Source organism: Qipengyuania thermophila, from assembly GCF_004153605.1.
In the GTDB taxonomy this organism is placed as follows: Bacteria; Pseudomonadota; Alphaproteobacteria; order Sphingomonadales; family Sphingomonadaceae; genus Qipengyuania_B; species Qipengyuania_B thermophila.
The window spans coordinates 161,616-184,237 of the sequence record NZ_SDSI01000001.1; the positions used below are offsets into that span (position 1 = coordinate 161,616).

At 68.8% G+C, this 22,622-nt stretch carries 23 protein-coding genes; 8 read left to right on the forward strand and 15 right to left on the reverse strand.

The genetic code is table 11. From position 1 onward, the window contains the following. Nucleotides 1-114: 114 nt before the first annotated feature. Genes ETO60_RS00785 through ETO60_RS00815 form a run of 7 tightly spaced genes read right to left on the reverse strand, consistent with a single transcriptional unit; the run spans nt 115 to nt 6,710 of the window. Nucleotides 115-540, reverse strand: coding sequence for a hypothetical protein (locus tag ETO60_RS00785; RefSeq protein ID WP_130001875.1), 426 nt, complete (start codon nt 538-540; stop codon nt 115-117). Beyond that, nucleotides 530-1,855: a FliI/YscN family ATPase gene (locus ETO60_RS00790; protein ID WP_130001878.1), complete on the reverse strand. Its 1,326-nt coding sequence runs from the start codon at nt 1,853-1,855 to the stop codon at nt 530-532. Before ETO60_RS00790 ends, ETO60_RS00785 begins: the two co-directional genes overlap by 11 nt. Beyond that, nucleotides 1,849-2,472, reverse strand: a complete 624-nt coding sequence (locus ETO60_RS00795; RefSeq protein WP_130001880.1) for a FliH/SctL family protein — start codon at nt 2,470-2,472, stop codon at nt 1,849-1,851. Before ETO60_RS00795 ends, ETO60_RS00790 begins: the two co-directional genes overlap by 7 nt. Next, nucleotides 2,465-3,472 (reverse strand): flagellar motor switch protein FliG, encoded by a 1,008-nt coding sequence (locus tag ETO60_RS00800; RefSeq protein WP_165362072.1) that lies wholly within the window; start codon nt 3,470-3,472, stop codon nt 2,465-2,467. Before ETO60_RS00800 ends, ETO60_RS00795 begins: the two co-directional genes overlap by 8 nt. Beyond that, entirely contained in the window at nt 3,469-5,085 is a 1,617-nt protein-coding gene (gene fliF, locus ETO60_RS00805) for a flagellar basal-body MS-ring/collar protein FliF (RefSeq protein WP_130001883.1), read from the reverse strand. Before fliF ends, ETO60_RS00800 begins: the two co-directional genes overlap by 4 nt. A 3-nt stretch (nt 5,086-5,088) precedes the next feature. Continuing rightward, complete coding sequence (gene fliE / locus ETO60_RS00810; protein WP_130001885.1) at nt 5,089-5,451, reverse strand: flagellar hook-basal body complex protein FliE; 363 nt, start codon at nt 5,449-5,451, stop codon at nt 5,089-5,091. Beyond that, nucleotides 5,448-6,710, reverse strand: a complete 1,263-nt coding sequence (locus ETO60_RS00815; protein WP_234026247.1) for a sigma-54 interaction domain-containing protein — start codon at nt 6,708-6,710, stop codon at nt 5,448-5,450. Before ETO60_RS00815 ends, fliE begins: the two co-directional genes overlap by 4 nt. Before the next feature lie 212 nt (nt 6,711-6,922). Between ETO60_RS00815 and ETO60_RS00820 the strand changes: the two genes are divergently transcribed. Beyond that, a complete protein-coding gene (locus ETO60_RS00820) occupies nt 6,923-7,750 on the forward strand; it encodes a flagellin N-terminal helical domain-containing protein (protein ID WP_130001887.1) in 828 nt (275 codons plus the stop codon). A gap of 85 nt (nt 7,751-7,835) precedes the next feature. Here the strand turns inward: ETO60_RS00820 and ETO60_RS00825 are convergent, their stop codons facing one another. After that, the gene (locus tag ETO60_RS00825; RefSeq protein ID WP_165362073.1) at nt 7,836-9,041 is read right to left on the reverse strand and encodes a glycosyltransferase family 4 protein; all 1,206 of its coding nucleotides are present in this window, start codon (nt 9,039-9,041) and stop codon (nt 7,836-7,838) included. 877 nt (nt 9,042-9,918) lie between these two features. Continuing rightward, nucleotides 9,919-10,959: a bifunctional transcriptional activator/DNA repair enzyme AdaA gene (locus ETO60_RS00830; protein ID WP_130001890.1), complete on the reverse strand. Its 1,041-nt coding sequence runs from the start codon at nt 10,957-10,959 to the stop codon at nt 9,919-9,921. 80 nt (nt 10,960-11,039) lie between these two features. On the opposite strand from ETO60_RS00830, the gene ETO60_RS00835 reads away from it, so the two are divergent. From ETO60_RS00835 to ETO60_RS00865, 7 genes are all read left to right on the forward strand, one after another. After that, on the forward strand, nt 11,040-12,587 hold the full coding sequence (locus tag ETO60_RS00835) for a S1 family peptidase (RefSeq protein ID WP_130001892.1): 1,548 nt from the start codon (nt 11,040-11,042) through the stop codon (nt 12,585-12,587). A 143-nt stretch (nt 12,588-12,730) separates the two neighbouring features. Next, nucleotides 12,731-13,288, forward strand: coding sequence for a F0F1 ATP synthase subunit delta (locus tag ETO60_RS00840; protein WP_130001894.1), 558 nt, complete (start codon nt 12,731-12,733; stop codon nt 13,286-13,288). A gap of 26 nt (nt 13,289-13,314) precedes the next feature. Then, nucleotides 13,315-14,844, forward strand: coding sequence for a F0F1 ATP synthase subunit alpha (gene atpA / locus ETO60_RS00845; RefSeq protein WP_130001895.1), 1,530 nt, complete (start codon nt 13,315-13,317; stop codon nt 14,842-14,844). A 25-nt stretch (nt 14,845-14,869) separates the two neighbouring features. Further along, on the forward strand, nt 14,870-15,745 hold the full coding sequence (locus ETO60_RS00850; RefSeq protein WP_130001897.1) for a F0F1 ATP synthase subunit gamma: 876 nt from the start codon (nt 14,870-14,872) through the stop codon (nt 15,743-15,745). 23 nt (nt 15,746-15,768) lie between these two features. Next, nucleotides 15,769-16,122 (forward strand): hypothetical protein, encoded by a 354-nt coding sequence (locus ETO60_RS00855; protein ID WP_130001899.1) that lies wholly within the window; start codon nt 15,769-15,771, stop codon nt 16,120-16,122. A 19-nt stretch (nt 16,123-16,141) separates the two neighbouring features. Then, on the forward strand, nt 16,142-17,614 hold the full coding sequence (atpD, locus tag ETO60_RS00860; RefSeq protein WP_130001901.1) for a F0F1 ATP synthase subunit beta: 1,473 nt from the start codon (nt 16,142-16,144) through the stop codon (nt 17,612-17,614). Between the two features lie 49 nt (nt 17,615-17,663). Continuing rightward, nucleotides 17,664-17,936: an ATP synthase F1 subunit epsilon gene (locus ETO60_RS00865; protein WP_130001903.1), complete on the forward strand. Its 273-nt coding sequence runs from the start codon at nt 17,664-17,666 to the stop codon at nt 17,934-17,936. Between the two features lie 3 nt (nt 17,937-17,939). Here the strand turns inward: ETO60_RS00865 and ETO60_RS00870 are convergent, their stop codons facing one another. The 6 genes from ETO60_RS00870 to glmU form a co-directional block, all read right to left on the reverse strand. Next, nucleotides 17,940-18,509 (reverse strand): SOUL family heme-binding protein, encoded by a 570-nt coding sequence (locus tag ETO60_RS00870; RefSeq protein ID WP_165362074.1) that lies wholly within the window; start codon nt 18,507-18,509, stop codon nt 17,940-17,942. 112 nt (nt 18,510-18,621) lie between these two features. Then, nucleotides 18,622-19,173, reverse strand: coding sequence for a CAP domain-containing protein (locus tag ETO60_RS00875; protein WP_130001906.1), 552 nt, complete (start codon nt 19,171-19,173; stop codon nt 18,622-18,624). 75 nt (nt 19,174-19,248) lie between these two features. Continuing rightward, nucleotides 19,249-19,953, reverse strand: a complete 705-nt coding sequence (locus ETO60_RS00880) for a L,D-transpeptidase family protein (RefSeq protein WP_234026248.1) — start codon at nt 19,951-19,953, stop codon at nt 19,249-19,251. Between the two features lie 2 nt (nt 19,954-19,955). Then, nucleotides 19,956-20,573 carry a PEP-CTERM sorting domain-containing protein gene (locus ETO60_RS00885; protein ID WP_165362075.1) on the reverse strand — a complete coding sequence of 206 codons (618 nt, stop codon included), beginning with the start codon at nt 20,571-20,573 and terminating at the stop codon, nt 19,956-19,958. Nucleotides 20,574-20,844: 271 nt separating this feature from the next. Further along, nucleotides 20,845-21,042: a hypothetical protein gene (locus ETO60_RS00890; RefSeq protein ID WP_315850256.1), complete on the reverse strand. Its 198-nt coding sequence runs from the start codon at nt 21,040-21,042 to the stop codon at nt 20,845-20,847. Nucleotides 21,043-21,239: 197 nt separating this feature from the next. After that, complete coding sequence (gene glmU / locus ETO60_RS00895; protein ID WP_130001910.1) at nt 21,240-22,622, reverse strand: bifunctional UDP-N-acetylglucosamine diphosphorylase/glucosamine-1-phosphate N-acetyltransferase GlmU; 1,383 nt, start codon at nt 22,620-22,622, stop codon at nt 21,240-21,242.

The following is a 22,622-nucleotide window of genomic DNA, read 5'->3' on the forward strand; positions in this document are numbered from 1 at the left end:
CCCCAGTCCCGTCAGGGGCATTGGCGCACATCGGAGCCTTCAATGTCGCCCCGGAGAGACAGGTGGAGGCAAGTGGCAAATCGATCGGCACCGGTGTCCCCTGCTCTGCGCTGCTCAGCGCGCTTGCGGTCGCCGTTGCAAAAGCAGTGCCAGATGCTCCTGCTCCCGCAGATGCCGGGCGTGATCGGCGGCGCGCGCCGCGTGGGCGGCACGGGTGAGCCGCTCGCGCCGCCGTTCCCGGACGGCAAGATCCTGCCGCGCGGCAGCGGCGTGCCGCTCGGCCGTGTTCGTCACCGCGGCCAGTTGTCGCCGTGCCGCGGTGACGTGGCTGCCGAAGGCGAGCCGCTGAACCAGCAGTTCGGCGCCGCCGCGGCGCGGCATCTCGAGGGAAGCGGCCACGGCGAGCCGCTCGGCACTCTCCTCAAGCCCCGCGTGACGGTCTGCGGCGGCGACGGCGGCTTGCCGCGCGGCGTGCACATCGGCCTGCGCCACGCGGAGCAGCAGCCACAAACGCGCCGTGCGCCGGCCGTCAGTCCGCAAGAACGGTCTCCAGCGCCATTCGGCTCTGCGCCAAGGTGAAGCGTTCCCCGACCCCTTGCGAGACAAAGGCGTCGAACTGCGCGCGCAGCCGCAACGCCTCGTCATAGGCGGCGTCTGCCCCTTGGCGGTAGGCCCCGAGCAGGAGCAGCTCGTGTGCCGCGGCCGCGTCGCTCGCCAGTCGGCGGAACCGGGCCGCCGCAGCCTGGTGATGCGGGTCCGTGACCTGTGAGGCAACGCGGCTCAGCGAGGCGCACACGTCGATCGCCGGAAACTGACCGCGCTGCGCCAGGGCGCGGGACAGCACGATCTGGCCATCCAGGATGGCGCGGGCCGTATCGACGACCGGGTCGTCTTGATCGTCGCCGTCGGCAAGGACGGTGTAGAGCCCCGTGATGGAGCCCCCCGAGGACGCGCAGCGCCCGGCCCTTTCCACAAGGCTTGTGATCGCGGCCATCGCCTGCGGAGGGTAGCCGCGCGCCGCGGGCGGCTCTCCCAGCGCCAGACCGACCTGCCGCGCGGCATGCGCGACCCGCGTCAGACTGTCCATGATGAGGAGCACCGAGGCGCCCTGGGCCCGCAGGTGTTCGGCCAGGGCAGTGGCGAACCGCGCGCCGCGCAGCCGCAGCCCGGCAGCCTCGTCGGCGGGCACTGCGATCATGGCGATCCGCCGGCGCGCGCCACCCCGCATGTGGCGGTTGACGAAGTCGGCCACCTCGCGCGCACGCTCGCCGATCAAGGCCACCACCACGGCGTCACAGCTCGCGCCGCCGGCCATCATGTCCATCAGGGTGGACTTGCCCACTCCCGAACCCGCGACAATGCCAAGGCGCTGGCCGACGCCCATGGTCGCGAGCGCGTTGATGGCGCGCACCCCGCAGTCGAACGGCTCTGTCACCGACATGCGCCGCAGCGCGCCGCCAGCCTCGCCCAGCAGCGGGCGCAGGCTTTCCGCCCGGGGAGGAGGGCCGCCGTCGATCGGCCGGCCGAGCGCATCCACGGCACGCCCCAGAAAGGCGTCGCCGACCGCAACCTTCCCGGCAGAGCCGGAGGAGGTCACCCGCGAGCCGGGCGTCAGCCGATCGGCCGCGCCAAGAACCGTCGCGACGACGGCATCGCCGCGGAAGCCGATGACTTCAGCAGGCGTGGCAGCGTCCGGTCCGGTCTCGATGCTGCACACCGCGCCAACCGGAACGGGCAGGCCGGCAATCGTCGCGATGCCGCCTTCAAAGGCCGTCAGCACGCCGCTGCGGCGGAACACGGCATGCCTTGCCAACGGCACCGGAGCGGCAAGGGCGGCATCGCAGAGGGTCAGCATGCGGCAAATGCGCTGCGAATGCAGGCGCGCAGCTCGTCGACGCCGCAGCTCACCGCCGTCTCGCCCGACCGCAGCAGCAGCCCCCCTCTTGCCACGGCGGGGTCGGGCACCACTTGCCAGTCGCTCTCGTCCGCATCGGCGAAGAGCTCGGCATCCTCGGGGTGGAGATGCAGAACCAGCGAGGCCGGCACCGCCCCGATCAGCGCCGCGGCTTCGCGGCAACGGTTCCGGAGACTGTCGGCATCGACAGGAAACAGGTCGGCGCACAGCTGTTCCACCGTGGCGGCGAGCTTTTCGGCCAGCACGTCCTGCGCGCAGAGGTCGAGCGCGCGGAACGCCAGGCGCAGGTCGGCGCAGGCCCGCCGTTCGGCGGCCAGGCGCTCCTCGCCGAGCCGTTCCGCGGCGGCGTAGCCGGCCGCATGGCCGGCTTCCCAGGCGCTCTGGTGCGGCGGCGGGCCGTCTGCTTCGTCGCCGCGCGCCGGAGCGTGGTCACTTTCAATCCGGACAAGCGGGCGAAAAGCACTTCCCCCGCCGAACCGCGTGTCCCTGCAGAAGTCCGCGAAGCGGGCGATCGGCCCGAAAGGCTGGCGCGGCTCGGGCACCGCCGGTTCAGCCATCGCTCTCGTCCCTGAGCGAGATTTCGCCGGCTGCGGCCAGCCGCCGCGCCTCGGTGACCATCGCGGTCCGCGCGCGTTCGGCGGCGTCTCCCGGAACGCGCCCGCGCTGGGCCAGTTCGTCTCTGACACCCTCGGCCGCGCGTGCGGACATGGCGGCGAACACCTGCTCCTGCCCGCGCTCGTCGACCCCGGCGAGCGCGTCCACGAGCATCGCGGCGTCGATCTCCCGCAGCAGTCGACCCATGTCGGCGGGCTGAAGCTCGAGAAGCATGGCAAAGGTCACCAATTCGTCCGTGATCGCCTGGGCCAGATCGGCGTGCTGCCGCGCAAGGGCGGGCAGGACATGGTGTTCGACATCCCGGCTCGCGGCGTTGATCAGTGCCGCGGCATCGCGCGGCCCGCCCGCCCGCAGCGGCAGGGTGCCGAAACTCTCGTCCATCCGCCGATCAAGGAGGGTGTCGAGCAGCGCGCGGGCACGCGCGGGCAGCCGCTCCAGCCTGGCAACACGACCGACCACCTCGACCTGAAGGTCCTGAGGCAACAGGGCCAGAACACGCGCGGCCTGACGAGGCTCGAGCATCAGGAGGAGCGCGGCAATGACCTGCGGCGGCTCGCCGCCGACCAGTGCGAGAAGGCTGTGCGGGTCAAGCCATCGGGCGATGGCGAGCGAACGCGCGCTTGCGGCACCCTCCATCTGTTCAACGAGCAACGCCGCCCGCGGCGCGCCGACCGCGCGTTGCAACAGGCTCGACACCCGTTCCTCGCTGTTGCCGACATGGAGCGCGCCTGCCTCGGCAGTCGCCAGAAACGCGCCGACAGCGTCCTCGACCGCGGCCTGTTCGACGCAGGCGAGGCCACACATGGCGTCGCCGAGCACCCGCAGATCCTCCGGGTCGAGCCGTTCCAGCACGGAGGCGGCCACTTCTTCCTCGAGCAGGAGCGTCACGACCGCTGCCTGCTGTGCGGAAGACAGCGCGACTGCCGGTTCGCCAGCCGTCATGCCGCCCGTCCGCCTTGGGCGTGCAACAGGCGCCGCAGGGCGTCCGCCGCCACGGCCGGATGCGTGCTGGCGAGTGTCCGCGCAAGGCCGGGATGGTCGACGCGCGAATCCTCCTCGGGCGCTGCCGCGACGCCGGCCTGACCCTCTGGGCCGGACGGCTCGGCGGAATCCGTCGAAGCCGGCGTCAAGCGCTTCACCAGCGGCCTTACGACGAGCAGCAGCACCAGCAGCACGGCAACAAGCGCCGCGGCGTGACGCAGCAGCGGCGCGGCCCACCATTGCTCATGCCAGGCCGCCTCGGGCACCAGAGGCTGGCTGAAGGTTCCGGCGACCACGGTGACGGTGTCGCCGCGCGCCGGATCGGCTCCGGCAGCGGCGGCCACGAGCTCCTTGACCTGCGGCAGTCCGGCCGGGCGGAGCTGCTTCAGAGCCTCCGCGTTGAGCGCCACCGCCACCGAGATGCGCCGCACCCCGCCCGGGCGGCTCGACGCGACGGAGACGGCACGTCCGATGGCGAATTCCCGCCGCGCGCTGGCGTCGCTGGCGAGCGCACCGGCGGCGGGTGCCTCGTTGCCCGCGGGCGGCGCCGGGTCGAGCGTGGTGTCGGGCGGCGGGGTGTTGCTGAGCGCACCCGGAATACCCAATCCGCCAGGAGCCGCGGGTTGCTGCGAGCGGGTCTCGCTTTCGCTGCGCACCACGCCGTCCCGGTCATAGGATTCCTGCGCCCGCGTGGTGTCGGACCGGTCAAGCTCCACCTGGGCCTGAACGGAGAAATTGCCCTCGCCCACCAGCGGAAGCAGCAGCTGGTCAAGCTGGAGACGCAGCTTTTCCTCGCGCGCGGCCTGCTCGTCCAGACCTGCCGGCGCCATTCCGCCGCCGCGCGAGAGCAGGCGGCCGCTCTGATCGGCGATCCGCACGGCGTCCACCGGCAGGCCCGGAACCGCGCCCGCGACCAGTGCGGCAACGGCGTCGATCTGGGCGGGCGACAGGCTTCGCCCCCTCGCGAGGCGGATCATGACCGACGCGCTCGGCGCCACCTGCTCGCGCACGAACACCGACCGCTCCGGCATGGCGAGGTGCACGCGGACGGCCTCCACCCCGTCAATCGTGCGAATGGTCAGCATCAGCTCGCGTTCGCGCGCCAACCGGACCTTCTCGGTCTCCAGCACCCGGCTGGCACCGAGCGGCATGTCCGCAAGCGGGTCCGGGTGTGTCTCTGGGGACGACAGCGAACCGTTGCTCGCCACCGTCATTCGGGCACGATACAGATCATCCTGCGCAACCGTCACAAGTCCGGTGTCGTGACTGATGCGGTAGGAAATACCGGCCGCCTCGAGAGCAGCCGCCACCTGACCCCGCTCGGCATCGCTCAGCGCCTCGTAGAGGGTGCGCTGCGGGGGATCGGACAGAGCGAGCCACAGCCCGCCGGCGAGGGTGAGGGCGCCGCCCGCCGCCATCGCCGGCAACGCGCGGCGAACCGCCGGCTGGCCGAGGAATGCGCGCAGCCGTTCTGCCATGCCGGGCGAGAGGCGCGCCCAGCCCGCACCCGTGGCGAGCGAAGCGGCCGTCGGCGCGGGAACGACGGCGAGAGCGGACGAGGGTGCTTCGCTCATGCGCTAGACCCCCAACCGCATGATGTCCTGATAGGCGGACAGCAGCTTGTTGCGCACCTGCAGGGTCGTCTCGAAGGCGAGGCCAGCCTCCTGACGGGCGAGCATGACCTGCGCGATGTCGGTCACTTCGCCGCGTTCATAGGCGGCCGCGACATCAGCGGCCCTGGCCTGCACGGCGCTGACGCTCTGCACCGCCGTATCGAGCAGGTCGGCAAAGCCCGCTCCTGCCGGGTTGGGCGAAGGCGCCGGCGCGGCCGTCGCCGCCTGCATCCCGCGCAAAGCCTCGGACCGCTCGATCAGCTGGCGACGCAGGTCGAGCACCTCGCGCACGCTGCTGCCGGCGCCGCCAATGGCGGCCGCACTCATGCGGCGCCTCCCGCGACCGAGCCGCTGCGCATTTCGGCGAGGCGGTAACGCAGCGTGCGTTCGGAAATGCCGAGCATCCGCGCCGTGCGTGACCGGTCGCCCCCGCACGCGTCCAGCGCGTCGGCCACGGCCGCGGCGCGGGACCGGCGCAGGGCATGCGACAGGCTCGCGGCGTTCCCCTGCTCGTGCTGCATCGCCTGTCCAGCCAGCGGCTCCGGTGGCGGCACGCCGGCGGCTGCCCGGTCGAAGACGATGTGGCTCTCGTCAAGCACCGGGCAGCCATCGGCGAGGATGAGGGCGCGCCGCATGACGTTCTCCAGTTCGCGCACATTGCCGGGGAACGGGTGCGCCTCCAGCCGGGCGACCGCGTCCCTCGAGATCCACTCAGGACCGTGCGCCCCCGCCCGGTGACGGGCGAGCATGGCGAAGGCCAGGGGCGCGATGTCAGCTGTGCGCTCCCGCAAAGCCGGCAGGTGGAGCGGAAACACGCTGAGGCGGTAGAACAGGTCGGCACGGAACCGCCCGGCATTCACTTCACCGGCAAGATCGCGGTTGGCACAGGCGATCACCCGCACGTCGACAGGTTCGGCCCGGGTCGCACCCAGCGGCGTGACCTCCCCTTCCTGAAGCGCGCGCAGGAGCTTGGCCTGGAGGCCCAGCGGCAGTTCCGCAATCTCGTCGAGCAGCAGCGTTCCGCCATGGGCCGCCCGGAAGAAGCCCTCCCCCGCCTCGGCCGCGCCAGTAAAGGCCCCGCGGCGGTGGCCGAACAGCAGGGCTTCCATCATGGTCTCCGGAACCGCTGCACAGTTCACCGCGACGAACGGCCCGGTGGCACGCCGGCTGCACCGATGCACGAGGCGGCTGATCACCTCCTTGCCGGTGCCCGTCGGACCACCGATCAGGACGGGAACGTCGGTCGCCGCGACCCGTGTCGCCATGGCCTTGAGCGCGAGCATGGCCGGATCGCGGAGCACCGGGTCGGCTCCCGCGGCCGCCGCCAGCGCCGCGGGGACGAGGGCACCCTCGTCCGGGTCGGCATAGAGCACCCGGATGCCGTGCGCACCGGCCCGGCGGACTGTTGGCGAATCGCCCCGTGCCATCGTGACCAGCAGGTCGCCGGGCCGGCGCGCGGGTGCCGGTCCGTCATCGGAGACGACGATGCATTCGTGGGTTCCGGCCTGCGCCAGCGCGCTGGCGATCCGGCGCGCCGCCGGCGCATGGCGGCGCTCCACGTCTGGAGGCATGATTATCCTGGTCATGGCGAGGTGCAATCCTGTGGCGGTGTTGCGTGTTTGTTCCACCGCAGTACCTGCTCCACCCCACCCCGCGACAGTCCGTATTCCTACGCAGGCAGGATCGTGAGCGAGACTTTCCTGCGGCGCCGCGGCTTAAACCGGGCGCCCGAGGGTCGTTCATGAGGGGGCAAGCCGCGGCACGGGGCCGGCCGGCACGCGTTCAGGAGAGAGCATTCATGGCCGTCATCAACACCAACATCGGCGCGCTTCGCGCCAGCAATGCGGCTGCGCGCGCAGAGCAGCTGCAAGGAACCGCCATGGAGCGGCTGTCGACCGGAAAACGGATCAACGGCGCGAAGGACGACGCCGCAGGTCTTGCCATCGCGACGTCCATGACCGCCCAGATCCGCGGCATGAATCAGGGCATCCGCAACGCCAATGACGGCATCAGCCTTGCCCAGACGGCAGAAGGCGCGCTGGAGGAAGTGTCCAACATGCTTCAGCGGGTGCGGGAACTGGCGACGCAATCCGCCTCGGGCACGTATCAGGACGCCACTGACCGCGCCTACATGCAGAAGGAGGTGGACGAGCTGACCGCGCAGATCGATCAGGTCGTCACCAACACCAAATTCAACGGCGTGAGCCTGTTCGACGGCTCGACGACCACGGTCACCATTCAGGCGGGCGCCAACGCCTCCGACACGATCGATCTCGCCATGGCCGACCTCACGACCCTGGCGGCGTCCGGCGGCGCAGCGGGATCCTACGACGTCTCCACCGCCGCCGCCGCCAATGCGCTGCTGACGTCGCTGGAAGGCGAACTCGACTCGATCTCCAGCGCACGGGCCACTCTGGGCGCAGGACAGAACCGGCTGGAGTCGGCCGTGAACACGCTGTCCTCGAACGCCGTCAACCTTGCCGACGCCCGCTCACAGATCGAGGACACGGACTACTCGGCCGAGACCACCGCCCTCGCCAAGGCGCAGATCCTCAGCCAAGCCTCCACGGCAATGCTCGCCCAGGCCAATCAGAGCCAGCAGAACGTCCTGTCCCTGCTGCGCTGAGGACCAAGATCGTCTGCGCCCGGCGGCCGAAACGCTGCCGGGCGCTCGCCCCGCGTCAAATGGGCCGAACCTACGACGTGAACTTCTAGGTCGCCGATTCCAGTTTCGCGAGCCTCTCTTGAAGGTCGGGAAAGTGATGCAGCTTGTTCTGCTCCAGCCAAGGCGCGTGCGGCCCGTCGAAGATCCACGTCTTGACCATCGTTCGCCAGTCAACCGGACCCTTGAAGCGGATCCAGCTTCGATCCGCAGCATCAGACAGGCGACTGTAGAGTTCAGGATCGTCCAGCACCCGGCCGATGACCCGCGCGCAATCAACCGGATCTTCGCTTCTGAAGATGCAGGCATCCACCCCGTCACGCAGCACGGCACGAAAGGTTGGATGGCTGCTGCATACAATGGGAGTGCGCGACGCGACGGCTTCGAACAGGGTCAGCGGGAAGGCTTCGGAGTATCCGTCACGACTTGGCAGAATGACGACGTCTGCTTTCCTGAAATACTCGACGACCCGGTCGTTGGAAATCAACCCGTGAAAATTAACCTTTTTGTCGATCCCCAGTCTTGCGGTACGATCCTTCATGTCCGACAATGCCGCCCCGCCACCGGCGACATCCAGCACCACAGAGCGCCCGCCATTTGACATCACAGCCACCGCCTCGAGGAGATCACCGACACCTTTCGACTCCGCAATGGACCCGGCATAGGCGAGCCTCTTTGGTTCATGCTGTCCGAGAGTTTTGGTACTGAACTGGTCGGGAGTAAAAGCATGTGGGACATCCCAGGCGATCAACTTGTTCTTCTTAACTCCAAGATCGGCCAAGCCATAGGTCGATGGAAAGCAGTGGTTCGAGACTAATTCGATGCCTGAATGATTGAGAGCGCGCGCGATACGCCATGCACCTATTTTGGCGCGCAGAGACTTGCCGTTGTAGGTTGTACCAAGAACAGCCAGCACACGCGCCTTCGACCGTGCAGCTTTCTGGAGGAGGGAGCGATTCGGATAATGGACAATGATGCCATCGTTGTCTTGACGACTGAAGACAGCATTTGTTTGAGGTGAATCGACGCTGTCACCGACAAGTTGGACAACACGTATATGATCGCTCCATCGGCGATCATAGGGCTCCGAACCTGCCATCGAAAAAACGTCTACCTTGACGTCTGCTTTCTCAAGGTCAAGCAGCAGCTGAGATACCTCATTGTGGGTCGCATATAATTGCGAATCTCCTGCACTATGTCGACGAAGGGCCTCAAAAAAATCCCCTGCCGGGAAAAATATGGTCAGGTTCTTCATCATAATCCCAGTTTAAAAGCCACATAATTTACTGACAGCAAGTCTATTTTCTGCGACATACCGCAAGCGTCTTTCCAGCCGGCGAGTGCTCTTCATGGGGTTTCGCAGCCTGAGGTATGCTTTTCCCAAGAGGCAATAGCAATCGTCCGGGTCAGGCACGAGAGCGTCTGGAAAGTGACGATTATTGATCCATCCGGCATTCGTGCGCTCCACCGTCGGCCTTCATAGGGGCCCGTTCAGCGCCCTTGGTAGAAGTCAAAGATGAAAACACCTCCTTCGGAGCATGTTGGTTGGATGTGGACTGACTGTCGCGCTGAATGGGCAGTTTGTGAGCGAGCAGATGGTGGCGGACATGATGGCTTGAACGGCGCTGTGGGGGCGACGGCTGCGGCGGAAATGGCTGCCATTCGCGTGGGCCGCAACGACCTCTCGGGCCTGCCCCTTGCGGCTTGATTGGTCGACGAGATTCACAACGACCGGAACATCAAGTCTGCCGGGCGGGGATCTCAGCGGCACAGTGGCGGACGCGGCGCGGGCGCACGAGGGCGTGCCGGGGTCGCCGGACAGGGCCTGCCGCGGGTAAAACTGCAGCCGGAAGAAGATTACGCTGAGCACAGCTTTCCCATGGGCCTGCTCCGCGGACTTTTGGCGCTGCGCTTTTCCGCCTGTCAGGCGGCGACGTTTCGAGACGGCGTGGGTCATCAATTGCACCCCGCCATGTTGCCGGATGCGTGCCGGAGCAGCCGGCCTCCGTGTCGGCATTAAGCAGCGCGGCATGAACCTGCCGCGACGCTTGCCTGCCGCAGGCAGCTCGCTTCTCAGTTCGGCAGTTCCGAAGCCGCCGTCAGAACGCCCGCTGCGGGCCGGATCGATGGGTTCAGCCCCGCTCCTCCCGCTCGCGCCGCAGCAGCTCCTCCTTGAGCGCGAGGCCGTACGCATAGCCGCCAAGCGCGCCGTTCCCCTGCACCACCCGGTGACACGGGATCAGCACCGCCACCCCGTTCGCCCCGTTGGCACGGCCGACGGCACGCGCCGCGCCCGGCGCGCCAATCATCGCGGCCAGTTCGCCGTAGGACCGTGTCTCGCCCGGTGGAATGGTCCGCAGCGCCGCCCAGACCCGCTGCTGGAAGGCGGTGCCCTGCACGTCAAGCGGGATGTGTTCTCCCGCGCCCGGGCGCTCGACAGCGTCAAGCACCCGGCCAAGCAGGTCGCGCAAGGAGCCGTCCGCCGGTCTCAGATCCGCGGCAGGGAAGCGCCGGACGAGATCCTCCCGATCCTCTCCGAACGCAATCCTGCAAACGCCCCTCTCCGTCGCCGCGATCAGCACCGGCCCAAGGGTCGTGGCGAGCACGGCCCAGCGGATCACCTCTCCGGCGCCGCCCTTGCGCCAGGTGTCCGGCGCCATGCCGAGCCGCGTCTTCGTCTCGGCGTAGAAGCGGCTCGGCGCTGCATACCCGGCATCGTACACAGCGTCCGTGACACGCGCCGCGCCCGACAGAGCCGTGCGCGCCCGCTCCTCGCGCAGAGCGCGCGCATAGGCTGCCGGGGACAGGCCCGTGGCACGTGTGAAGACGCGTTGCAGATGCGCCGGAGAATAGCCGGTGAGCGCAGCCAGATCCGCGAGCCGTGCAACGCCTCCCGCGTTCAGGGCCGTCACCACGGCGAGCACCGCCGCCTCGTCGCCGGCCAGGCTGTCGGGCGAACAGCGCCGGCAGGGCCGCAGGCCCGCGGCCCGCGCCGCGGCGCCATGGCGGAAGAAGCGCACGTTGCCGCGCTTGGGATGACGGGCGGCGCAGCTCGGGCGGCAGTAGATGCCGGTCGTGAGGACTCCCGTGACGAAGCGGCCGTCAAACGACCGGTCGCGGTCCAGCACCGCCTGCCAGGCCCGCGCCTCGTCCAGTGGGTTGTCCTCGCTCATGCCAACGGCATAGCGCAGGCGCAGCTCCGCCGCATCCCGCAGCTTGCGGTCAAAGCCCGAGGACGCGTAAGGCGCGGGTCATGACCCGCTGGTTTGCCTCCGTTCTGGCCGCGCTGCTTGCGCTGCTGCTCGCGCCGGGAGCGGCAGCCGAGCCGGCCGACATTGATGCCGCGGCGCGCGGTGTCGTGCGGGTGGTCGTGATCGGCAGCGACGGGACCACGATCTTCCCGATCAGCCACGGCACGGGCTTCGCCGTCACCCCGACGCGCATCGTCACCAATGCCCATGTGCTTGGCGAGGCCATCGAGGATGACGAGCTGCGGATCGGCATTGTGCCCGGCGACGGGCGCCCGGCGGTGTATGCACGCATCCTCAGCGTGAGCGAGCGCAACGATCTCGCCCTGATCGAAACCACCGGGTCGCTGCGCCTCCCGCCGCTGACGCTCGTGGCGCCGGGCGGCGCCGTCAGCGGGGATGTCTATGCGGTGGGCTATCCGATGAACGTCGACCGGGCACAGGGGCTGGGGATCGGCGACATTCTCCGCTCGCAGCCGGCGGTGAAGAGCCGCGGCTCTCTGTCCGGCAATCGCCCCTCGCGGGATCTCGACACCCTGCTCCACACCGCACCCATCGCCAGCGGCAATTCGGGCGGACCGCTGCTGGACTCCTGCGGCCGGGTGATCGGGGTGAATTCGTTCGGCACGGAAGCCGACGGATCGGGCGCGGAATTCTTCTTCGCCGTCTCCAACCGAGAGCTGATCCCCTTCCTGCGCCGTAACGAGGTGTCGCCCGAGGTGAGCAGTCTGCCATGCCGCAGCCTCGCCGAGATCGAGGCCGAGGAACGCGCGCGCGCCGCCGCCGAGGACCAGGCCATGCGGGACCGGCGCGCGGCGGCCGCCGAAGCCACCGCCCTTCAGCGGCAGCGCGCTCTGGTGGAGGCTCAGTTCGCCATCATGGCCGCACGCGAACGGCACGTGGCTGGCGCCTTCGTGCTGCTGCTCGCCGGTCTGGGGCTCGGCGCTCTCGCGTGGCGCTGGCGCGAGGTCCCGGAACGCCGGCGTGGCGGGATCGTCGCCGCGATCGGCGCGGGAGCGGCGCTGATCGGGGCGGCGGCGGCATGGCTGACCCGGCCCGGCATTGACGATCTCGAAGCATATGTCACCGCCGCGCTCGCGGAAAGAGGCGGCGGCGCGCTTGGCGACGCCGGTGCGCTGGCGGCGGCCGGCGAAGGGGAATTCCTGTGCCGCGCGGACCTCGACCGCAGCCGGGTGACGAGCGCCGACACCGCCGACGTGCCGTTCGGCTGGCGTGCCGACGGGTGCGTCAACGGGCGCACCCAGTATGGCACCGCGTCGCCGGACCGCTGGCAGCGGGTGCTCGTGCCGCAGGAAAGCGAAGCGGTGACGGTGCAGACCTTCCTGCCTGCCTCGCGGACCCTCATCGCCGAACGTTTTCTGCTCGACCGCGAGGCCATGAGCCGCCTTCGCGAAGCGCGGTCGCGTGTGCAGGCGCCGGCATGCGGGGACCGGGATGCCGGAGCGCGGCTCGGGGAGGCGCAACAAGCCTTGCTCGAACAGCTGCCCGAGCGGCCCAACGAACGGCTGGTCTATCGCTGCGCGCCGCGGTGACGGTGCGGACGGGGGCCGGTGCATGGTTGCATTCGGCTGATGGCGGTGATAGGCGCGCGCCAATTCCGATGCGGCTTCCGCCCATGCGCGCGCACCGTGCGCCCGGTTGCCCGTTGTTCTAACGCTCGCTTCAAGAGGTACGCGTGGTCACTTCCGCCGCTACACGGTCCAGCCTGTCGGGGCGCTACGCATCCGCGCTGTTCGACCTGGCGGCCGAGGCGGGGCAGGTGACGCAGGTCGAAGGTGATCTTGAACGCCTCGACGCGGCGGTCGCCGAATCGGCAGAGCTGCGGCAGCTGACCACCAACCCCCGCGTGTCGCGTACCCTGGCCGAGCAGGTGCTGCGCGAGGTCGCCTCGGTGCTCGATCTGCACCCGCTCACCACCCGCTTTCTCGGCGTGCTCGCGCAGAACCGCCGGCTAGCCCAGTTGCCGGCCGTGATCCGCGCGTTTCGGGACATCGCGGCGGCGCAGCGTGGCGAGGTAACCGCGCATGTCGTCAGCGCGCACCCCCTCACCGAGGAGCAGCTTGCCGCGCTCCGCCTCAAGCTGACGCAGCGGGAGGGCCGCACGGTCAAGCTGGCCGCGTCCACGGACGCGGATCTTCTCGGCGGGCTGGTGGTCACGATCGGCTCGCGCCGGATCGACGGCTCGATCCGCACCCGTCTCAACGCTCTTGCCCAGGCCATGGCAAACGGCTGACCGGCAATCGAAAGGCTGAACACCCAATGGACATCCGCGCCGCAGAAATATCCCGTGTCATCCGCGAACAGATCGCCAACTTCGGCACCGAGGTGCAGGAGAGCGAAGTGGGCTCGGTGCTGTCGGTCGGCGATGGCATTGCCCGCATCCACGGTCTCGACAGCGTGCAGGCCGGCGAGATGATCGAATTCGCCAACGGCGTTCAGGGCATGGCCCTGAACCTCGAGGCGGACAATGTCGGCGCGGTGATCTTCGGGTCGGATGCGGACATCAAGGAAGGCGACACGGTCAAGCGGACCGGCACGATCGTCGACGTGCCCGTGGGTCGCGGACTGCTGGGCCGGGTCGTCGACGCGCTCGGCAACCCCATCGACGGCAAGGGTCCGATCGTGGCCGAGGAACGGCGCCGCGTCGAGGTGAAGGCGCCCGGCATCATCCCGCGCCAGTCGGTGCACGAGCCGGTCCAGTCGGGGCTGAAGGCCATCGACGCGCTGGTGCCGGTCGGCCGCGGCCAGCGCGAGCTGATCATCGGCGACCGCCAGACCGGCAAGTCCGCGGTGGCGATCGACACCTTCATCAACCAGAAGGGCAACAACGCCGGCTCTGACGAATCCACGAAGCTGTATTGCATCTACGTGGCGGTCGGGCAGAAGCGGTCCACGGTCGCCCAGATCGTCCGGCAGCTCGAGGAGAACGGGGCGATGGAATACTCCATCGTCGTGGCCGCCACCGCGTCCGAACCCGCCCCGCTGCAGTACCTTGCGCCCTACACCGGCTGCGCCATGGGCGAGTTCTTCCGCGACAACGCCATGCACGCCGTGATCGTCTATGACGACCTGTCGAAGCAGGCCGTGGCCTACCGCCAGATGTCGCTGCTGCTGCGCCGCCCGCCGGGTCGCGAAGCCTATCCGGGCGACGTGTTCTATCTGCACAGCCGCCTGCTCGAGCGTGCGGCCAAGATGAGCGATGCCCATGGTGGCGGTTCGCTCACCGCGCTGCCGATCATCGAGACGCAGGCCGGAGACGTGTCCGCCTACATCCCGACTAATGTCATCTCCATCACGGACGGGCAGATCTTCCTTGAAACTGGCCTGTTCTATCAGGGCATCCGTCCGGCCATCAATGTCGGCCTGTCCGTGTCGCGCGTGGGCGGCGCAGCGCAGACCAAGGCGATGAAGAAGGTCGCCGGCTCCATGAAGCTGGACCTTGCGCAGTATCGCGAAATGGCGGCGTTCGCCCAGTTCGGGTCGGACCTCGATCCGGCGACGCAGAAGCTGCTGAACCGCGGCGCACGCCTGACCGAGCTGCTGAAGCAGCCGCAGTTCTCCCCCATGCCGTTCGAGGAGCAGACCGTCTCGATCTACGCCGGCACGAGCGGCTATCTCGACGGCCTCCCGGTCGACCGCGTGACCGAATACGAGGCGGCGATGCTGAGCTTCATGCGGTCCGAGCACCCCGAGATCCTCGACGAGATCCGCAGCACGCAGAAGTTCGAAGGAGCCGTGGCCGACAAGACCAAGGCGGCGCTGGACACCTTCGCGAAGCAGTTCGCCTGAGCGGCCACGCAGCAAGGACGCCGGCATGGCCAGTCTCAAGGAACTGAAAAACCGGATCAACTCGGTCAAGTCGACCCAGAAGATCACCAAGGCCAAGCAGATGGTCGCCGCCGCGAAGCTGCGCCGGGCGCAGGCTGCGGCCGAGGCGGCGCGCCCCTATGGACAGCGGCTGTCCGCGGTCATGGCTTCGCTCGCCGGCAAGGTCACGGGCGACGGCGCGCCGCTGCTGCTGCGCGGCACCGGGTCCGACCAGCGGCACCTTCTCGTGGTGGTCAACACCGACAAGGGGCTGTGCGGCGCGCTGAACGCGAACATCGTCAAGGCGGCCAAGGTCAAGGCGCGCGAACTGCTGGCACAGGGCAAGGACGTGTCGTTCTTCCTCGTCGGCAAGAAGGGGCGCGCGCCCATCCGCCGCGATCATGCCGATGCCGTGGCCCGGCAGTTCGACACGAGCGAGGTCCGCAATCCCGGTTTCGCCGAGGCGCGCGCCATCGCCGACGAACTGCTGACCATGTTTGCCGAAGGGCGTTTCGACGTGGCGCATCTCGTGTTCCCGGTGTTCAAGTCGGCGCTTTCCCAGGATCCGGTGGTGCAGCAGCTCATTCCGGTGGCGGCGTCACAGGGAGAGGCGGGCGCCGCCGGGAGCGGAGTGGTCGATTACGAGCCCGGCGAGGAAGAGATCCTTGCCGACCTGCTGCCGCGCTTTGTGCGCACGCAGGTGTTCGCGGCGCTGCTCGAACTCGCCGCATCGGAACAGGGGGCGTCCATGACCGCCATGGACAACGCGACGCGCAACGCCGGTGACCTCATCAACAGGCTCACCATCCAGTACAACCGCAGCCGCCAGGCCGCCATCACCACGGAACTCGTCGAGATCATCGCCGGGGCCGAGGCTCTCTGATCCCAAGGAAATCACACGCAGTCATGACCAGATTCGCCCTTCTGCCGCTCCTGCTCATCGTCGGTGCGTGCGGCCAGGAACCCGCTCCGGCGCCGCAGCCCACCCAGCCGGCCGAGCCCCTTGCCACTGCGGGCCTGCCGCCGCCGGACGAAGGCGTGTTCCGGACCGTGTTCGCCGAAGCCTGCCCTTCGGCGGAACGGGTCAGCACGGCGCTGTGCCGCCGCGCCGGACTGGGTTCTGCCGATGTCGTGTGCGAGTACGGTCTCGGCAATGATGAATACCGCCGCAACCGCGCGACGCTCACGGCCGCCGACGGCGCCTGGAACCTCAACGAACCCGACCGGGTGTGCGCCGCCAACGCCGCGCGGCCTTCCTGATCTTCGAAGGACATCCCTCATGGCTACCGCCCACGATCTGACCCGCACCGCTCCGAACATGGCCGACACCGGCACCATCGCCCAGGTGATCGGCGCCGTCGTCGACGTCGCCTTCGAAGGCGAGCTTCCGCCGATCCTGACGGCGCTGGAGACACGCAACGGCGACACCACGCTGGTGCTCGAAGTGGCGCAGCACCTTGGCGAGAATACCGTGCGCACCATCGCGATGGACAGCACGGACGGGCTGGTGCGCGGACAGGAAGTGCGCAACACCGGAGCGCAAATCCGCGTCCCGGTCGGGCCGAAGACGCTGGGCCGGATCATGAACGTCGTGGGCCAGCCCATCGACGAGCGCGGGCCGATCGGTGCCGACATGACGGCGCCCATCCATGCCGAGGCGCCGGCCTTCGTGGACCAGTCCACTGAGGCCAGCATTCTTGTCACCGGGATCAAGGTCATCGACCTGCTGGCTCCCTATGCCAAGGGCGGCAAGATCGGCCTGTTCGGCGGCGCGGGCGTGGGCAAGACCGTGCTGATCCAGGAGCTGATCAACAACATCGCCAAGGGTCATGGCGGCGTGTCGGTGTTCGCCGGCGTCGGCGAGCGCACCCGCGAGGGCAACGACCTCTACCACGAATTTCTCGACGCCGGCGTCATCGCGAAGGACGCGGATGGCCATGCGACCTCCGAAGGGTCGAAGGTGGCGCTGGTGTTCGGGCAGATGAACGAGCCGCCGGGCGCACGGGCGCGCGTGGCGCTGTCGGGCCTGACCATGGCGGAATATTTCCGCGACCAGGAAGGGCAGGACGTGCTCTTCTTCGTCGACAACATCTTCCGCTTCACCCAAGCGGGCTCGGAAGTGTCGGCGCTGCTCGGCCGCATCCCGTCGGCCGTGGGTTATCAGCCGACGCTTGCGACCGACATGGGCAACCTGCAGGAGCGGATCACCTCGACCACCAAGGGTTCGATCACCTCGGTTCAGGCGATTTACGTGCCGGCGGACGACCTCACCGACCCCGCGCCGGCGACCTCGTTCGCCCACCTCGACGCGACCACCACCCTCTCGCGGGCCATCTCGGAGCTGGGCATCTATCCCGCGGTGGATCCGCTCGACTCGACCAGCCGCGTGCTCGAGCCGCGGGTCGTGGGGCAGGAGCACTACGACACGGCGCGCCGGGTTCAGGAAACGCTGCAGAAGTACAAGTCGCTGCAGGACATCATCGCCATTCTCGGCATGGACGAGCTGTCCGAAGAGGACAAGCTGACCGTGGCCCGGGCGCGCAAGATCCAGCGCTTCCTCAGCCAGCCGTTCCACGTCGCGGAGGTGTTCACCAACATTCCGGGCGTGTTCGTCCAGCTCGAGGACACCATCAAGTCCTTCAAGGCGGTCGTCGACGGCGAGTACGACCATCTTCCCGAGAGCGCCTTCTACATGGTCGGCGGCATCGACCAGGCCGTCGCCAAGGCGAAGAAAATGGCGGACGAGGCCTGAGCGCCCGTCCCGCCACCCTCCTTCCGCTGCTCGCCGCCTGGAGACACACGTGCCCCTGCGCTTTGAACTCGTCACTCCCGCCCGCCTCGTCCGCTCGGAGGAGGTGCACATGGTCGTGGTGCCCGGCGCCGAGGGCGAGTTCGGGGTGCTCGAAGGCCATGCGCCCTTCCTGTCGGCACTCAAGGACGGCCCCTTGCGGGTCTACCGCACCGCCGGCAGCACACCCGAAACCCTTGAAATCCGGGGCGGGATTGCCGAAGTCGGCGACAGCGGCCTCACCGTTCTTGCAGAAGACGTGGAAGAGCAGACGGCGGCCGGCTGAACCTCAGCCGGGCGCGACCTGCACCCACACCTCGTTGTGCCGCAGCGGCGGCGGAACTGTCGGCGAATTGTAGCAGGCGTGCTCGGCAACGCCGATCGGCCGCAGACCTCGCTCTTCCATCCATCTTCGCAAGGAGTCTTCGTGACGCCGCATTCCGCGCTCGTCGGGAGAGCCGCGGAAAGGCACCACCGCCACCGTCCGCGGCGGGATCGCTTCGAGGGTTATTCCTGCGAGCGGTGAAGGCAGGTTCTCCCGCCCCCATCCCTCCGGCATCAGGACGCACGTGCGCCAGCCACCCTCTCCATCGCGGCTGTGCAGAACCGGCACCATCATCGGAAGACGCGCGCTGCGGCGCTCCGAGGATACCCGGTCCCGTCCGTCGAGATAGCGGCTGAGTCGGCTGTAGGCACGCTTCAGCACCGTGTGCCGCGCGCCCGCATGGCTGATCGCAGCGACAAGCTGCGGCGGATAGGCTCTAAGCTCGAAAGGCTCATCGCTCAGGATCAGGCGGTGATGCGGTCGGGGAGCGGCCCGCTCGCGCAGGAGCCATACCGTTCCGGCCAAGCTGGCCAAAGCCGCGGTCCTGACCGCGCGCCGCTTCCACGAAACCACTGCCACTTTCCCTCGAGCCGTTTCGGGACGAGCGCACAGGGTCGGGACGGGTTCCCGCAGGCAACCAGGGCTTTCAGTAGGGCGCGCGACCCATGACGTTGCCGGGCCGGGCATAACGGCACACGAGCGCGTCGTACCGCGGCCCGGATGCCACCGCGCAGCCGAGATGGGTGGTGTCGCGCCAGATCATCTGCGTGTAGTGGCCGACGTCCGCCCAGTCGCCCGTGGCGCTCACCTGCGGGAACACGCCGTGGCGGAATTGTGCGCGTTCCGCGCTCCACGCGCCGACCATCTGCTCGGCCGCAAAGCGTCCGGCCGTGCCCATCCACAGGTTCTCGCCCTGTCCGGAGCCGCCGCTCTGCGGCGCGTGGGCAAGCTGCCCGGTCTGCGCCAGCGTCGCGGCCCACGCCTTCGCGTCAGCGGCCAGCGAATCTTCCCAGGCCAATGGAGGGAGATTGAGCGCCGCACGCTCGCGGTTGTGGGCCGCGAGGATGCGCGCGTCCGCGCCACCCAATGGCGTGTGGGCGCCGCCGAGCAGCAAGGCCGCCCCGACCGCGGCCAGCAGGCGCGAGGCGCATCGGCCCATGGCAGACTGCAAGGCCGCAAAGGTCGGCTGCCGCTTCATGGCGGAACACTATGCCGGAGCGCGTCTAAAGAAAAGGTGAACGCCGGCGGCTTGGCAGCCCGGAAGCGCGGAGCCTCAGCCCTGCGGCAACGCAGGCTCCCTCGAGGTGCCATGCGCCGAGGAGCGGACGATCGTCACGACGTCGCCGGGTTCGGCCACTGCGAACAGGCGCCTCGCGAACGCCAGCGGCACTCCGATGCAGCCATGCGTCGCCCGACCCCAGCGCACGTCGCTGCCATGCACCGCCACACCGTCATCCGTCAGCCACAGGGAATAGGGCATGGGCGCGTCATAGGTGCGCGAATGGTAGCGCTCACGCTTGTCTTTAATCGGAAACGAGCCCTCCGGGGTGGCCTTGCCTTCGGTGCCGTAGAGGATGACCGACGTCCCGATCTCGTGCCCGTCGAGGAACGCGGACACGAGCTGCCGGTCGAGATCCGCCCAGATCACCAGCCGACCGGAGACGCGCCCGTTGTCCTGCCAGACGAACTGGCCATGCCGCATCCGTTCGCGCACGTCGAGAACCGAACGCACATCGGCCGGGATCAACCCCTGCCGCGCGGCGGCCGCGGCGTCGGCGGCGCTCAGCAGGATGCGGCCTTCATGCTCGGGATCCCTGCGGCTGGGGAGCGCCTCCTCCTGCGGGGCGGCGGCCATGGCGCTCAGCCCGTTCATCGCCGGCGGAGGCGGTGGCGCGCGCATCGGCATCAACAGAACCAGCAGCACACAGGCGACCGCGAAAAGGCCCAACGCTGCCCACAGCCGGGGTGATCGGGACATTCTCAGATGTGTGCCGGGTCGCTGTGCCCGGACAGCGCGGCAGCGCCCGTCTTGCCAGCGCGCAGCGATGCTCCGACGAACGCCATCCCCAGCAACAGCATCAGCCAGGTCGAGGGTTCCGGAATCGGCGCCACCGGCGGAACCGGCGGCACTGGTGGCACTGGCGGCACGGGGGTTTCAGGTGTTGGCGGAACGCCGCCGCCACCGCCACCTCCGCCGCCGATCGAAATGCCGCCGCCGGGAGGGAAAAACAGTCCGCCACCCGGTCCAGCGACAACCCCGCCGGTCGGCGGCAGAACAGCCTCCGTGATGCCGGGTGCCGGCGCGGCTGCCAGCAGATCGTCAGGCAGCACCAGCGGCGTTGCCCCCACGGGCGGCGCAGTCTCCTCGATCACCCGTCGCGCCCCGACAGGCGAGTCGAACGCGTCCTGCAAGGCACGGGACGCGGGGCTGCGGACATAGCGGTAGGCCCGCGCCGGCCCCTTGCCCTTGCCGGACACGGCGACGCGCCGCTCACCGGGCGAACGGCCAAGCAGCGTGTCGAGCACATCGTCGACCACGTCGATCCCGGTCAGCCTCTCGCCATCCTGCATGTCCCCGCCGGCCGACTGCTGCGCCATCGGGGTGGCACTGCTCGATTGATTCCAGGTCGCCGGATCCTGAAGACGGTTGATGCCATAAGTCGCCAGTCCTGCGCCAAGAAGCGCAAGAACGGCGGCAACAGCAAATTTCCCTTTCTGGGTCATAGGCACCAAAACCGACACATGGTTGTCCTAGCACGATTACGCGCAGGGTCCATTAAAGTTCTGGCAAGCATAACGCGCTGTCCCGCAAAAGGACGCAACTTCTGCAAAGATTAACGTTCTTTTGCCCGGCGCCTGGCGTGCCCGATCACCGGACGGGGGCGTCGAAATCAGCCGGACGGGTCCGCAGCCAGGCGAGGAACCGCGCGAGTTCCTCGTTCTCAAGCAATGTCTCGCGCCGGTCACCTATGCGGGCAAGCTGGGCGTTGGTGAACAGCTTGTGGATCGTGCGATGGCAGATCGGGTGGATGGCGACCGTCTTGCGCCCCTTTTTCGAGCGGGGCACAGGATGGTGCCATTCGACTCGCTCGCCAAGGGGGCGCTCGCACAGCCAGCAGATGGGCGGTGCCTCCTCCTCAGGTCCGGGCTCGTCCGCCGGGATGCGCGGCTCACCCCGCCGCGGCATCGCTGTCCTGCGGGTTGCTGACGCAGCGCCGGCGCCACCCGAAACCGGGCGCTGCCGCCATGGGGCGGGCCTCGCCGTTACTCACGCTCGGCCTTCTTCCTTTTCATCGTGTCGTGGAACCTGTCGGCCCAGCCAGGTTTCACTAGCTGTTCGCCCCGCACCATGCGCAGCTCCCCGTCGGCGACGTCGCGGCTGACCGCGCTGCCCGCCGCCACGATCGCATCCGCCCCGATGCGCAGCGGGGCGATGAGCGCGGAGTTGGAGCCGATGAACGCCCGCTCGCCGATCTCGGTCCGGTACTTGAAATACCCGTCGTAATTGCAGGTGATCGTGCCCGCGCCGATGTTGGCGTGCGCGCCCACTCCGGCGTCCCCGACATAGGACAGGTGGTTGGCCTTGGCGCCCTCACCCATGACCGCGTTCTTGATCTCGACGAAATTGCCGACCTTGCTGCCGGGCTTCAGCACGGTTCCGGGGCGCAGGCGGGCAAAGGGGCCAACCTCGCACCCTTCCCCCACCTCGGCTCCCTGCAGATGGCTGAACGCGCGGATCACCGCGCCGTCGGCGACCTTCACCCCCGGGCCGAACACGACGTTGGGCTCCACCACCACGTCGCGGCCGAGCGTGGTGTCCCAGCTGAAAAACACCGTCTCGGGGGCGCGCAGCGTCACCCCGTCCGCCATCGCCTGCTCCCGCCGGTCGGCCTGCCACTGCGCCTCGGCCGCGGCGAGTTCGGCGCGGCTGTTGATGCCGGCCACCTCGCCCGGTACGTCCGTGCGCACGACGGCCGCCGGCCGTCCGGCGGCGATGGCGATGTTGACGACATCGGGCAGGTAATATTCGCCCTGCGCGTTGTCGTTGCCGACCCGCGCGAGGAGAGCGAACAGATCGGCAGCCCGCGCGGCAAGCAGACCCGAATTGCACAGGCGGCAGGCGCGCTCCTCTTCGCTGGCGTCCTTGTACTCGACCATCTTCGCGATCCGCCCATCCGCGTCGGCAATGACGCGTCCGTAGGCCAGTGAGTCGTGCGGTTCGAAGCCCAGGACGACCGCCGCCGGGGCATCATCCGCATTGAGCCGGTCGAGCATCGCCTTCATGGTCTGCGGCCGCACGAAGGGCACATCGCCATAGAGCACCAGCACGTCGCCCTCGAACCCGGCCAGCATGGCGCCAGCCTGCTGCACGGCGTGGCCGGTGCCAAGCTGCGGTTCCTGGACGCAGACCTGCGCCGTGTCGGCGACGGCGCGCTCGATCTGGTCGCGGCCGGCCCCTGCGACCACGACCTTGTGCACCGGCGCGAGCGCGTCGACCGAGCGGAGCAGGTGACGCAGCATCGGCTCGCCGGCGATCGGATGGAGAACTTTGTGCAGGTCGCTCTTCATGCGCGTTCCCTTGCCGGCGGCAAGGATGATGACGGCGACGGGACGGTGCGGCGGCGCGGAGTGTGGCAGGTCAGGCAT

Coding starts and splice junctions, on each gene's coding strand:
- ETO60_RS00790 (WP_130001878.1), bottom strand. CDS start 1,855: ATGCTGACCCTCTGCGATGCCGCCCTTGCCGCTCCGGTGCCGTTGGCA.
- ETO60_RS00795 (WP_130001880.1), bottom strand. CDS start 2,472: ATGGCTGAACCGGCGGTGCCCGAGCCGCGCCAGCCTTTCGGGCCGATC.
- ETO60_RS00800 (WP_165362072.1), bottom strand. CDS start 3,472: ATGACGGCTGGCGAACCGGCAGTCGCGCTGTCTTCCGCACAGCAGGCA.
- fliF (WP_130001883.1), bottom strand. CDS start 5,085: ATGAGCGAAGCACCCTCGTCCGCTCTCGCCGTCGTTCCCGCGCCGACG.
- fliE (WP_130001885.1), bottom strand. CDS start 5,451: ATGAGTGCGGCCGCCATTGGCGGCGCCGGCAGCAGCGTGCGCGAGGTG.
- ETO60_RS00815 (WP_234026247.1), bottom strand. CDS start 6,710: ATGACCAGGATAATCATGCCTCCAGACGTGGAGCGCCGCCATGCGCCG.
- ETO60_RS00820 (WP_130001887.1), top strand. CDS start 6,923: ATGGCCGTCATCAACACCAACATCGGCGCGCTTCGCGCCAGCAATGCG.
- ETO60_RS00825 (WP_165362073.1), bottom strand. CDS start 9,041: ATGAAGAACCTGACCATATTTTTCCCGGCAGGGGATTTTTTTGAGGCC.
- ETO60_RS00830 (WP_130001890.1), bottom strand. CDS start 10,959: ATGAGCGAGGACAACCCACTGGACGAGGCGCGGGCCTGGCAGGCGGTG.
- ETO60_RS00835 (WP_130001892.1), top strand. CDS start 11,040: ATGACCCGCTGGTTTGCCTCCGTTCTGGCCGCGCTGCTTGCGCTGCTG.
- atpA (WP_130001895.1), top strand. CDS start 13,315: ATGGACATCCGCGCCGCAGAAATATCCCGTGTCATCCGCGAACAGATC.
- ETO60_RS00850 (WP_130001897.1), top strand. CDS start 14,870: ATGGCCAGTCTCAAGGAACTGAAAAACCGGATCAACTCGGTCAAGTCG.
- ETO60_RS00855 (WP_130001899.1), top strand. CDS start 15,769: ATGACCAGATTCGCCCTTCTGCCGCTCCTGCTCATCGTCGGTGCGTGC.
- atpD (WP_130001901.1), top strand. CDS start 16,142: ATGGCTACCGCCCACGATCTGACCCGCACCGCTCCGAACATGGCCGAC.
- ETO60_RS00875 (WP_130001906.1), bottom strand. CDS start 19,173: ATGAAGCGGCAGCCGACCTTTGCGGCCTTGCAGTCTGCCATGGGCCGA.
- ETO60_RS00880 (WP_234026248.1), bottom strand. CDS start 19,953: ATGTCCCGATCACCCCGGCTGTGGGCAGCGTTGGGCCTTTTCGCGGTC.
- ETO60_RS00885 (WP_165362075.1), bottom strand. CDS start 20,573: ATGGCGCAGCAGTCGGCCGGCGGGGACATGCAGGATGGCGAGAGGCTG.
- glmU (WP_130001910.1), bottom strand. CDS start 22,622: ATGCCTGACCTGCCACACTCCGCGCCGCCGCACCGTCCCGTCGCCGTC.